Source organism: Amycolatopsis sp. WGS_07, from assembly GCF_045278895.1.
Classification (GTDB): Bacteria; Actinomycetota; Actinomycetes; order Mycobacteriales; family Pseudonocardiaceae; genus Amycolatopsis.
Genome location: NZ_CP136053.1, coordinates 2,290,703 through 2,303,024 on the forward strand (window position 1 = coordinate 2,290,703; position 12,322 = coordinate 2,303,024).

Sequence of the window (12,322 nt, forward strand, 5' to 3'; positions counted from 1 at the left end):
ACGGCAAGTCGGTCGGGACGACGCGGCTTCCTCACGCGCAGCCGGACGGTTGCCCCGGCAGGGCGGCAAGTCGGCCGGGCCGAGGCGGCTTTCTCGCGCTGCTGGACGATTGTCCGGGCAGGGCGATGAGGCAGCCGGGGCGAGGCGGCTTTCTCGCGACCGGCCACGGCGGTTCCCCGGTCAAGGGGGCAGGTCGACTGGGCCTGCGCGGGCTTTCGCGGTGGGAGCGGGCAGGCCGGGGATTGGGGCGGAGGTGGCGCGGACCTCGATGAAAGCGTCGCGGTTGTGCCAGCGGCAACTGGTCAGCACGGCGTGCTCGTGGTCGGCGACTTCCTGGGCTCGGGCGCAGGCGGTGGTTGGTCCGGCGGCGGCGTGGGCTGCTGCGGCCAGTGCGCCTAGGTCGGCGGCTGCTTCGGTGCGGTGGCGGGCGGTGATGGCCGCGGCTAGCCACCACACCAGGACCGTGATGGCGATCAGGGTGGTTGCGGCTAGGGCGGTCCAGATCGTGGCGACGCCGGCGTCTGCCGGTTGTTCTTGGGTCATGAGGATGTGCCTGGTTCGGCTATGGCGTAGGCGGTGGCGCTCAGGTGGAGGGCGGACAGGGCATCGGTGGTGACTTCGGCGGTGAGGCCGTCGCCGGTTCGGTGGATGGTGAGGTGTGCGCCGCGCGGGGCAATGGTTTGGACCACTGCGTCGGCGGCTCCTGGCTGTCCGGCCGCGGTCAGGCGGGCGGCTTCGCGGGCGGCGTCCAGGCAGCGGAGGTGTCCGGCGATTGCGCTGGTGCCGGCGAGCAGGATGGCCAGCACGGCGGTCAGCGCGCCCAAGGAGAGGGCGGCTTCTACCGTGACGAATCCGCCGTCCCGGCGACGGCTGGCCATCAGGTGGCCACCGTGAGGGCTTTGTGCACGAGGCCGGCCAACGTCGCGGAGACTGAGTCTCCGCTGAGCAGGACGTAGAGCGCCACGGCGAAAGCTGTCGCGGCTACCGTGCCGATGGCGTACTCCGCGGTGGTGGTGCCCTCGTCTCCGGGCAAGAACCGCATGATCGGTTTCCCTTTCTGTCGTGGATGGGTTCACAGCAGGCCGCCGATCCGCCCGGCGAGGCCGAGCACCACCGGCAGCACGCCGAGGGCGAAGAACGCGGGCAGGAAGCACAGGCCTACCGGCAGGGCCAGGGCGACCCCGGCTCGTTCAGCGCGTTCTTCGGCCTCGACGCCCAGCCCGTCGCGTACGCGGCGAGCCAGGTCGTCCGCGGTCGAGGCGAGTGCTGCGCCGGACCGCGCGGTGCGGGTGGCGGCGACTGCCAGTTCGGCAAAGCCTGGCCGGGCTCGGACTGGAGCCCACGAGGGAGCCGGGTCGGCTCCCAGGGCTAGGAGGTTTGCTGTTGCGCGCAGGGCGTTTCCGGTGTCCGGCGGTGCACCGGGCGCGACGGCGTCCAGTGCGGTCGGGACTGGCATTCCGGCGCGCAGGCAGGCGGCGAGCATGTCTAGGACTGAGGCGGAGCGGAGGCGATCTGAGACGTCGTCTGGGTTTTTCGGGTGGCGGGAGCGGCGCAGGAGCCACCAGGCGGCTGCCCCGGCGGCTAAGCCGAAAGGGATTCCGGTAAGGACGATTGCGGACAGGCCTACGACGGTTGCGGCAGCGGGGTGCCAGACCTCTGGGCGCAGGGTGCGGCGTGGGCGGTTGGGGCGGACTAGGTGTCGGGGCGGGGCGGTGTTTGGCCAGAGCAAGAGCGCGGTGGCGGCTAGGGCGAAGCTCAGGGTGGTCATGGGGCGGCCTTGCGGTTGGTCAGGGCTCGGGACCATGCGGTGCCTGCCCATAGCAGGGCTGCGCCAGCTACTAGGAATGCTTGGCCGATAAGGGTTTTGGTGAGGACGGCGAGCGGGTTCGCGCCGATGAGCTGTCCCATTGCTAGGCAGGCGACCGGTAACACGGTCAGGACGACGGCGCTCATGCGCGGGCCCGCCATTTTTGCGTGCAGGCGGCGGGTGAAGGCGATTTCGGCGTCTACGTCTCGGCGGGTGGCGTCCAGGGCGTCGGCGATCGGGAGGCCGTGGCGGCGGGCGAGGTTCCAGGATTGGGCGACGGCGGGGAGTACTGGGGATTCCAGGGTGCCGTCGAGGCGGGCGGCGGTGGAGAGGTTGTGGAGTTCGTCGGCTAGTTCTGGGACGGCGTCGGCGGCTGCTTCGGCGGCGGTGACTGGGTGAGCGCCGGCGCGGAGTTCGGAGACCATCGTGCGGAGGACGGTCGAGGTGCGTTCGGCCTGGGTCAGGGTTTCGGTGATTTCCTTTCTGCTGCGCCATTCCTGGCGGACGGCGAGGGTGAGCAGCGCCGTGGCTATCGCGGCGCCGATTCCGGCTAGCGGCAGGGCGAGGAAGGCGGGGGCCAGCCAGAGGGCTTGGCGGGGTGGGATGGGGAGGCGTAGGCGGATTCGGGGTGCTGGAAAGAGGCGGTTGGGGGTGGTTGGCCAGCACAGGATTCCGGTGCCTGCGCAGAGGAATGACCAGGCGGAGATCACTGGGGCACCTCGCTGCTCGGGCAGTTCGCGGGGTGGACGGTGAGGTGTGGCCGGTTGATGCGGTGGGCGGTGGTGACGCGGGGTTGCTTGATGGGGTGCGTTGCGAAGGCGCGGTGCCAGTCGACGCGGGAGCGGTTGATGGGACGGGCGACAGTGACGCGGGACCGGTTGACGGGATGCGTTGCAAAGACACGGCGCCAGCCAACGCGGGACCGGTTGACGGGACGGGCAGCAGTGACGCGGGACCGCTTGACGGGATGCGTTGCAAAAACACGGCACCAGCCAACGCGGGACCAGTTGACGGGACGGGCAGCAGTGACGAAGGAACTGTTGATGCGGCGGGTCGCAGCAACGCAGGACCAGATCACGCAATGCCCGGCAGTGACGCGAGGCCGGTCGATGTGGGGTCGGGTATTGGAGTGCGCGGCGGCGAAGCAGGGCCAGTCGGCGCGGTTGGCGGCCGTGCGGCAAGGGTTAATCATGGGTGGGCCCGGGAGTCGTCAGGGTGGTGAAGAGGTGGCGGCGGTTCGTCCAGTGGCCGTCGCGCCAGACTGGGTGGGTTTTTACTTCTCCGTGGTAGCGCTGGAGTACTGCGACTTCCGTCAGGTGGCGACCCGTGGTCGTTCGGCGCATGTGGAGGATTACGCGGACGGCTGCGGCCAGTTGGCTGTGCACCGCGTCGCGCGGGAGGCCGCCTAGGGCTGCAAGTGCTTCTAGGCGGGCGGGGGCTTCTGCGGGGGAGTTTGCGTGCAGGGTGCAGGCTCCGCCGTCGTGGCCGGTGTTCATGGCGTTCAGCAGGGAGCACACTTCTGCGCCGCGGACTTCGCCGACGATCAAGCGGTCTGGGCGCATGCGCAGGGCTTGGCGGACCAACTCGGGGAGTTCGACGGCACCGGCACCTTCTACGTTCGCGGGACGGGCGACGAGGCTGACGAACTGCGGGTGAGTTGGGCGTAGTTCTCCGGCGTCTTCTACGCAGACGATCCGTTCAGTTGGGGCTACCGCGCCTAGCAGGGCACTTAGGAGGGTCGTCTTTCCTGCACCGGTGCCGCCGGTGATCAGGAAGGCTAGGCGGTGCTTGAGGATCGCGTGGAGGATGGTCAGGGCGGTTGCGTCGATGGCTCCTTGTGCGTGGAGGGCGGACAAGTCGTGGGTCGCCGGGCGTAGGACGCGTAGTGACAGGCAGGTGCCGTTGGCGGCGATGGGCGGCAGGACGGCGTGGACGCGGATTCGGCCTTGGCGGGCGGGGAGCCAGCCGTCTACGTAGGGCTGGGCGTCGTCCAGGCGGCGGCCTGCGGCTAGGGCCAGGCGCTGCGCCAGGCGGCGGACGGCGTCCTCGTTCGGGAAGGCGATCGGTGTTTGGGTTAGGCCGGCTGGGCCGTCGGTCCATACCTGGTCGGGGGCGGTGACCAGGACGTCGGTGACGGTGTCGTCTTCCAGCAGTACGGCGAGCGGGCCCGCGCCGACGAACTCGTCTCGGGCTTGGCGGACGGCGGCTAGTACTGCGTCGTGGCTCAGGGCACCGCCTGCCTCCGCGCGGACGGCTTCAGCCAGGGCGATCGGGTCGGTGCCTCGGCTTTCTCCGGCTAGGCGGTGGCGGACTCGTTCTACGAGGTCGGTCGTCATCTATGCCGCCTGCGCGAGGGGAAGAGGGCGCAGCTCGGCCAGTACCGCACGGGCGGCGGCGACCAATGAACCCTTGGAAGGAAGCTCGAATTCGCCGGATTCCACAGTGGCCGCTACTCGGCGTTCGGGGGACACGGTGGCGATCAGGGGCGGGCCGAGCAGTCCTGCGGTTTGTGCGGCCGAGACGCCGTCTACGGGATGTCCACTTGCGACGATTGCGAAACGTTCGGCGTGCGGGCGCAGGTGAGTCAGGACCTGTTTCGCTGCCATGCAGGCTCGGAATTCCACGGGAACGACAAGCACGATTAGGTCGGCCGCGGACGCGACGGCGACGGTGCCTTCGTCGAAATGGCGGGGTAAATCGCAGACGACGGTGCGGCCGGCGCGGCTGCCAGCGGCCACCACGGCGGACAGAGCACGCGGGGTCGGGCCGGCACCGGAGCGGCCGCAGGACAGCACGGGAAGCTTGCCGCGGCTTGGCAGTGACGCGATCAGCGAAGGGACGGAGACGCGGCCGGACAGCCGAACCTCCGGCCAGCGCAGGCCTTTCGTGTCTTCTAGGCCCAGTGGGAGATCTAGTCCGCCGCCTAAGGGGTCGCAGTCGACTAGGAGCGCGGGGCCGGTGCGATCGGCTTCTACCGCGACCGCAGCGGCCAGTACGGAGGTACCGGAACCGCCTCGGCCGCCTACGAAAGCGATTACTGGGCCTGGAGAGTCGGCTGGTGCGTCAGTGACGTCGGCGAACGCGCCGGTGAGGTCGGCTTCGTCGTCGGGCAGGCTGAAAACGCGGCGAGCGCTGAGCGCGGCCGCGCGGCGCCAGGTCTCCACATCGGGTGTGCCTTTGCTGACGAGCACGACGTTGTCGCGTGCTGGCATTGGCGGACTGTCAGCGGCGAGGTCCTCGTCCAGCACCACGAGTGGAGCGCGGGTCCACCGGCCGCGGGCGGCGGCCAGGTCTGGCGCGTGGTCGAACTCGCAGCCGACGACGGCGGCGACGCGGCGGATCTCTTCGAACACGGTGCCCTCGCCTGCGACGACGAGCGGTTGTGCGGTGGCCATGTGCCCCTCCCCTTGGTCTCGTGGGCCGGACTTCCACGGTCGCTCGCCTCCGGACCGCGCGGCAATGCCCGCTTTTCCGTCCTGTGGATAACCCGGGGGTTGTGGACAACCGAGCGGCGAAATCGATCCAGAACCGCCGGAGTGTCCGCCCGCTCCGGATAATGCGCGGCTCCGCTCATTCAGTCGAGAAAACGATTGCCACGAAGAACCTTCGGAAAAACAACGCGAAAAAAGTAAATTTGCCGCGCCGGGTCGGATAACTGGCCAGCATCCGGAGAAAATACCGCCAAGGTAAGCGTGCGGTTAACTGATCTCGCGCATGCAAGTGCACGGTAAACCGCCGGAACCGCCCAGGTCAGCAGCGGAAAAGCAGGTCACGGTAAGATTTCCGGGGCAGACCTGAAAATTGTTCGCTGACGCGGAAACGGGGAGAATAGAAGGCGGCCCTCGCCAGGGGGAGGGACGAGGGCCGCCAGGGGTTCAGCCCCGGGGGTCGGACTGAACCAGCCCGGTTCACGACCGGGTCCGTTCACTGTAACTCCGTTAGCTATGAGTTGGCTGTGTGAGTGATACATACGATTCGATAACGGCACTCGAGGCCCTAAGCGAGCGGATGTCATCGATTTTCCGGCCGTCGCCACGACCGGTGTGCTGCCAACAACACCACGCCGTACGCCTATCCTGATCACGTGGCCGAACCCCGCAGCGAAGAAGCACCCCGGCGCGTAGCCGCCTTCTTCGATCTCGACAAGACGATCATCGCGTCGTCCAGCGCGCTCGCGTTCAGCAAGCCGTTGCTGCGCGAAGGACTGATCAACCGTCGCGCGGCGCTGCGAAGTGCTTACGCGCAACTGGTTTTCTCCCTCGCCGGCGCGGACGCGGACAAGACCGAGCGGATGCGCGCCGAGGTTTCCGCGCTGTGCGCGGGCTGGGATGTCGCGCAGGTTTCCGCGATCGTGCGCGAAACATTGCACGACGTAGTCGATCCGCTCGTTTACGTAGAGGCGACCGACCTCATCGCGCAGCACCTCGCGGACGGGCACGACGTGATCGTGCTTTCCGCGACCGGCGAGGAGGTCGCGGCCCCGGTCGCGGAGATGCTCGGCGCGACCCGGTGTGTCGCCACCCGCATGGAGATCGTCGACGGCCGCTACTCCGGCGAGGTCGATTTCTATTGCTACGGCGAGAACAAAGCCGTCGCGGCGAAGCAGCAAGCCGCCACGTACGGCTACGACCTCGCGGACTGCTTCGCCTACACCGATTCCAGCACCGACATCCCCCTGCTGGAGGTGGTGGGTCACCCGCACGCGGTGAACCCGGACAAGCTGCTGCGCCGCACCGCCGACGAGCACGGCTGGCCGGTCCTCGCGTTCGAGCGGCCGATGTCGCTGCGCACGCGGATCCCGGCGAAGTCCGCGGGGATGGTCGCGCTCGGCGTGGGCGCGGTGGCGGCGGGCGCGACCTGGTACAGCCTCAGCCGGCGCAGGCGGTCTCGCGGCGGGAATGGCTGAGTACCCACGTGGCGGTACCGAAACTCCGGTTTCCGCAGCTAGGTCCGTTGCTGAGGGTGGTGTTGTCACCGGATCGAGCCTCTGTACCGGTGCACCCGTACGCGCACTTGAAGTGACCGGGCTCACGGCGTAGAAAGTAGGTGCGGACGTTGATTCGGCCAGGACAGAGGTAGAAGAGAAGCCTCTGTCACCCCGGGCAACCTCCGTGCGCGGACTCCGGGTACCCACGCGCAGCACGCCGCGGGAGGCTCGTCGTCTAGGGACTGCGTACCGGGACGCCGGACGCCGAGTCCATGAAGGTACGACCAGAGTTGCACGCTTGGTCGCCCGAGATGTTCGCGCTGACTGGCGGCGCCCGTTGGCCTCGGCTGACGGGCGCCGCCAGTGTTATGTCGACACCGAAGCTGCGGACCGAGCCAGGCTCGAAGAAATCCGCGCGCGGTGAGACGTCCTCCCAGGTGAACCCTCCCGTTCCTGCGCTCGGCCGATGGACAACCCCGTGTCGCGGTGAGTAGCTTCCCGATACCGGTGCTGCCCGGTGGACGCTTCACGACCCGCGTCTCCACCCGCGGCGGCACGCGACACTGGGAGGCAATTCGTGACGAACCGACTCGCGCGCACGCGGAGGATGCAGGTGTTCGCCGTTCCCCTCGCGGGGGTGCTCGCCGTCGGGGGGTTGAGTTCCTCGGCCTTCGCGGCGCCGAAACAACCGCAGCAGACACCCCCGCAGACCTCAGCGCAGCTCGACGCCGCCGCGGCACAGGCGCTGCGCGGCATGAGCCTTGAGGAGAAGGTGGGGCAGCTGTTCGTCACGTGGGTGAACGGCAAGTCCGCGGACGAGGTGAACCCCAAGAACCAAACCGATTTCGGCGTCGACACCGCGGCGCAAGCGGTGCGGAAGTACCACCTCGGCGGCGTCATCTACTTCAACAACACCAGCCGCGACAACTTCGACGATCCCGTGCAGGTCGCGAAGCTGTCCAACGGCCTGCAGCGCGCCGCGCTCTCCAGCGGCGCGCACATCCCGCTGCAGATCGGCACTGACCAGGAGGGCGGCACGGTCACGCGGATGGGCGCGCCGGCCACCGAGTTCCCGAACGCGATGGCTATCGCCGCCGGTCGCGACACCGGCAGCGCGACCAAGGCCGCCACGATCCTCGGCCACGAACTGCGCGCGGTCGGCATCAACCAGGACTACGCGCCGGACGCGGACGTCAACTCCAACCCGGCCAACCCGGTCATCGGCGTCCGGTCGTTCTCCGGACGACCCGACCTGGCCAGCGGTTTCGTGTCCGCGGAGGTCAAGGGCTACCAGGAGTCCGGGCGGGCGAGCCAGACCGTCTCGTCCACCGCGAAGCACTTCCCCGGCCACGGCGACGCGGCGACCGACAGCCACACCGGGCTGCCGAAGATCAACCGCACCGAAGCGGATTGGCGCAAGATCGACGTGCCGCCGTTCAAGGCCGCGATCGCGGCGGGCATCGACTCGATCATGAGCGCGCACATCCAGTTCCCGAGCCTCGACCCGTCCGGCGAACCGGCGACGCTGTCGAAGCCGATCATCACCGGCAAGCTGCGCGGCGAACTCGGCTACAACGGCGTCGTGATCACCGACTCGCTGGAGATGCAGGGCGTGCGGGAGCTGCACAGCGACGCCGAAATCCCGGTCCTCGCGCTGAAAGCCGGCATCGACCAGCTGCTCATGCCGGTGCACCTGGACGTCGCGATCAACGCCGTGATCGCCGCGGTGAAGTCCGGCGACCTGACGATGCAGCGGATCGACCAGAGCGTGTTGCGCGTGCTGAAGCTCAAGCTCAAGCGCGGAATCCTGTCCTCGCCGTTCACCGACCCCGCGCAGGTCATGAAGAAGGTCGGCACGCCGGAGCACCTGGCCACCGCACAGGGCATCGCCGACCGGTCGATCACCGCGATCGCCAACGACGCCGGGGTGCTGCCGCTCAAGCAGAAGCCGTCGTCCGTGCTGGTCACCGGCTGGGGAGACACCACGACGCAAACGCTTGCCGGCCGTTTCACCGCGCACGGCACGAAGGCGACCGCGCTGGCCACCGGGCAGACGCCGACCGACGCGCAGATCGCCAAGGCCGCCGAAGCCGCGAAGCAGAACGACGTCGTCGTGGTGCTGACCAACAACCTCGGCGGTTTCCCCTTGCAGGGCAAGCTTCTCCAGGCGCTGATGGACACCGGGAAGCCGGTGGTCGCGGTCGCCGCGCAGATTCCGTACGACGCCGGGTACGCGAACCCGGTGCCGACTTGGCTCGCTACCTACGGCTACATCACGCCGTCGCTCGAAGCACTGGCCAAGGTCGTCCTTGGCGAGACGAAGCCGAGCGGAAAGCTGCCGGTCGACATCCCGGCCGGGACGGACGTGCACACCGTCAAGTACCCCTTCGGACACGGGCTGACCTGGTGACTCTCAACCGCAGGAACTTCCTGGCCGTTCCAGCGCTCGCCGTTCCGGTGCTCGCGGGCGGCTCAGCGGCAGCACAGGCGTCCGAAGCGGCACAACCCGAGTTGGAACGCCGAGTCGTCACCGGCGCCGAACAGCTCGCCGCACAGGGCTGGCGTCCGCTCGCCGGGCGCAAGCTCGGCGTGCTGTCCAACCCGACGGGCGTGCTCGCCAACGGCGACCACATTGTCGACTCGATGGTCGCGGCGGGCGTACGTCCCGTCGCGGCCTTCGGGCCCGAGCACGGCTTTCGCGGCAGCGCGCAAGCTGGCGGCTCCGAAGGCGACTACACCGACCCGCGTACCGGCATCCCCGTGTACGACGCGTACGGCGCTAACGCGACGAAGCTTGCTTCGCTGTTCCAGAAGGCCGGCCTCGACACTGTCGTCTTCGACATCGCGGACGTCGGCGCGCGCTTCTACACCTACATCTGGTCGCTGTACACAGCGATGGTCGCCGCAGCGAAGGTCAACGCGGCCTTCGTCGTGTTAGACCGGCCAAATCCCATCGGCGGACGGCTGTCCGGCCCAGTGCTTGACCCGAAGTTCTCATCCGGCGTCGGGCTGAAGCCGATCGCACAGCAGCACGGCATGACCGTCGGAGAACTAGCGCGCTTCTTCGCCGCCGAGTTCTTGCCTGGCGAAGGCGTAAAGCTGGCGAAGCTCGAAGTCGTCCAGGTACGCGGCTGGCGACGCGACAGCTTCTTCGCGGACAGCGGTCTGCGTTGGGTCCTGCCAAGCCCGAACATGCCGACGCCGGACACAGCGCTCGTGTACCCCGGCACAGGCATGTTCGAAGGCACGGTGTTCTCCGAAGGACGCGGCACAACACGGCCGTTCGAGATCATCGGCGCGCCCGGCCTCGACTGGCACTGGCGCGAGGAACTCGAGAAGCTCCACCTGCCGGGCGCAGCGTTCCGCGAGATCTACTTCGTGCCCACCTTCGGCAAGTTCGTGAACGAGCCTTGCGGCGGCGTACAGGTCACCGTCACCGATCCGCGGGCGTTCGACGCGATCAGCACCACCGTCTCGATGTTCGTGACAGCCAAGCGCATCGCGCCCGACAAGTTCGGCTGGCGCCCGGACCACATGATCGACAAGCTGTCCGGATCCGCGCGGCTGCGCACCATGGTCGACGCCGGCGCAGGGGTGGACGAGATCACCGGCGCGTGGCGCGCCGAACTCGCCGACTTCGCCCGCAGACGCCGCCCCCACCTGATCTATCGCTGAGGAGAGCGGTCATGCGTGCTAGGAAAGTGCTCGTCGCGACGTTGGCCGTCCTAGTCGCGGCCACGACGACCGCGGGAGCAGCCACGATCGACAACCGGCACGGCACCTTCGCCGGGCGTTTCGACCGTCCACAGCACGGGTTCGCCCCGGCGAGCACGACGCTGCGCGACGGCAGCCCGCGCGAGGTCAACCTCGATCCGCAGCCGATCCGCGACGCCGAGCAGTTCCTGAAGAGCTGGACGCAGCCGGACGCCAGCGGGCATCCGCACTTCTCCGGCGCGGTCGGCCTGCTCGCGCACGACGGCGTGGTCGTGGACCGTTACGCGGTCGGCGGCGCGCTCCGGTACGCCGACGCCAAGGGCCCCGAACTGCCGCCTGACCAGCAGGTTCCGATGCGGAACGACACCATCTTCGACATGGCGTCGATCTCGAAGCTGTTCACCTCGATCGCCGCCTTGCAGCTGATCGAAAAGGGCAGGCTGGACGTCAACGCGCCGGTCGTGCGCTATCTGCCGGAGTTCGGCGTCAACGGCAAGCAGGACGTCACCGTGCTGCAGCTCCTCACGCACACCTCCGGTTTCGACGCCGACCCGTCGCCGTCGCTCTGGGAGGGCTACCCGGACATCCCGTCGCGGCGCAAGGCGGTGCTCGACAGCCCGCTCAAGAACGCGCCGGGCAGCACGTATCTGTACTCCGACCTCAACATGCTGACCCTCGGCTTCCTGATCGAGAAGCTGTCCGGCAAGCCGTTGGACCAGGTCGTGCACGACCGCATCACCGCGCCGCTCGGCATGGTCGACACCGGCTACAACCCGCCCGCGTCGAAGCTCGACCGGATTGCCGCGACCGAGTACGAGACCACCCCGCCGCGCGGGCTCGTGCGTGGGCAGGTGCACGACGAGAACGCCTGGGCGCTCGGCGGCGTCGCCGGGCACGCGGGCGTGTTCTCGACGGCGAGCGACCTGGCCGTGCTCTGCCAAGCCATCCTCAACGGCGGCAGTTACCACGGGCATCGGATCCTGCGGCCGGACACCGTCACGAAGATGCTCACGAACTACAACCAGCGCTTCCCCGGCGACGAACACGGGCTCGGCTTCGAACTCGACCAGCCCTGGTACATGGGCGCGCTGGCGTCGCCGGTGAGCGCGGGCCACACCGGCTTCACCGGCACCACGCTCGTCATCGACCCCGAATCGCGCTCGTTCGCGCTGCTGCTCACCAACCGCGTGCACCCCACGCGCACCTGGGGTTCCATCAACACCGCGCGCCAGGTCTGGGCGACGTCGCTCGCGAAGGCCATGGCCGTGCGACCGGCCGAGGGCCCCGACGCCTGGTACGCGGGTCTCGGAAACAACAGCGTCGCTACGCTCAGTACTCAACCGCTTCCAGCCGGTGCGCCACTGCGAGTCTCCTTCGACGCTTTCGTCGACACAGAGGGCCCGAGTGACCCGTTACAGCTCGAATCGAGCACCGACGGGGTTAATTGGCAACCTATTCCGCTTCAGGCTTGTGGCCCGGGCGCACCCGACGACGAGACGTCCGCGCTCGGCGGACACGGGCACCGCTCCTGGTGGCGGGTGTCCGCGGAGGTGCCCGCAGCTGCCGCTACCTCGCTTCGGTGGCGTTACAGCACCGACCCGAATTACTCGGGACGGGGAGTTTCCCTCGATAGTGTGAAAGTCACCCAACGCGGCCGCCTCGTGCTCGATGGTGAGCGAAACCCCTCGGAACTGGCCTCTTCCGGCTGGAAATTGAGCGCTCGGTAGGCACGCCGCCGCGTATTGCCACCATTGTGTCCCCACTCAGTGGAACAAACTCCTTCGCTAGACACACTTAGTTGCCAAGTCGTTAGCTTGACCTCGTTAACGCGGTGGACCCGGTTGGCGACTTTCTTGACAACGATTAATCGCAAA

11 protein-coding genes are annotated in these 12,322 nt (G+C 68.3%); 4 read left to right on the top strand and 7 right to left on the bottom strand.

The genetic code is table 11. The annotated features are described in order from the left end of the window. Positions 1–180: 180 nt before the first annotated feature. From RPX00_RS10610 to ssd, 7 genes are all read right to left on the bottom strand, one after another. Positions 181–543, bottom strand: a complete 363-nt coding sequence (locus tag RPX00_RS10610) for an Rv3654c family TadE-like protein (protein ID WP_406639349.1) — start codon at positions 541–543, stop codon at positions 181–183. Further along, positions 540–878: a TadE family type IV pilus minor pilin gene (locus RPX00_RS10615; protein ID WP_406639350.1), complete on the bottom strand. Its 339-nt coding sequence runs from the start codon at positions 876–878 to the stop codon at positions 540–542. The genes RPX00_RS10610 and RPX00_RS10615 overlap by 4 nt, the downstream gene beginning before the upstream one ends. Further along, positions 878–1,042 carry a DUF4244 domain-containing protein gene (locus RPX00_RS10620; protein WP_406639351.1) on the bottom strand — a complete coding sequence of 55 codons (165 nt, stop codon included), beginning with the start codon at positions 1,040–1,042 and terminating at the stop codon, positions 878–880. Before RPX00_RS10620 ends, RPX00_RS10615 begins: the two co-directional genes overlap by 1 nt. 30 nt (positions 1,043–1,072) lie before the next feature. Next, positions 1,073–1,483, bottom strand: coding sequence for a type II secretion system F family protein (locus RPX00_RS10625; protein WP_406639352.1), 411 nt, complete (start codon positions 1,481–1,483; stop codon positions 1,073–1,075). 281 nt (positions 1,484–1,764) lie between these two features. Further along, a complete protein-coding gene (locus RPX00_RS10630) occupies positions 1,765–2,517 on the bottom strand; it encodes a type II secretion system F family protein (RefSeq protein ID WP_406639353.1) in 753 nt (250 codons plus the stop codon). Positions 2,518–2,991: 474 nt separating this feature from the next. Then, complete coding sequence (locus RPX00_RS10635) at positions 2,992–4,143, bottom strand: TadA family conjugal transfer-associated ATPase (protein WP_406639354.1); 1,152 nt, start codon at positions 4,141–4,143, stop codon at positions 2,992–2,994. Then, a complete protein-coding gene (gene ssd / locus RPX00_RS10640; protein ID WP_406639355.1) occupies positions 4,144–5,202 on the bottom strand; it encodes a septum site-determining protein Ssd in 1,059 nt (352 codons plus the stop codon). A gap of 689 nt (positions 5,203–5,891) precedes the next feature. On the opposite strand from ssd, the gene RPX00_RS10645 reads away from it, so the two are divergent. The 4 genes from RPX00_RS10645 (at position 5,892) to RPX00_RS10660 (ending at position 12,175) form a co-directional block, all read left to right on the top strand. Beyond that, complete coding sequence (locus tag RPX00_RS10645) at positions 5,892–6,713, top strand: HAD family hydrolase (protein WP_406639356.1); 822 nt, start codon at positions 5,892–5,894, stop codon at positions 6,711–6,713. A 628-nt stretch (positions 6,714–7,341) separates the two neighbouring features. After that, the gene (locus RPX00_RS10650; protein WP_406642855.1) at positions 7,342–9,144 is read left to right on the top strand and encodes a glycoside hydrolase family 3 protein; all 1,803 of its coding nucleotides are present in this window, start codon (positions 7,342–7,344) and stop codon (positions 9,142–9,144) included. After that, entirely contained in the window at positions 9,141–10,409 is a 1,269-nt protein-coding gene (locus RPX00_RS10655; protein ID WP_406639357.1) for an exo-beta-N-acetylmuramidase NamZ domain-containing protein, read from the top strand. Before RPX00_RS10650 ends, RPX00_RS10655 begins: the two co-directional genes overlap by 4 nt. An 11-nt stretch (positions 10,410–10,420) precedes the next feature. After that, positions 10,421–12,175 (top strand): serine hydrolase, encoded by a 1,755-nt coding sequence (locus RPX00_RS10660; RefSeq protein ID WP_406639358.1) that lies wholly within the window; start codon positions 10,421–10,423, stop codon positions 12,173–12,175. Positions 12,176–12,322 lie beyond the last annotated feature (147 nt).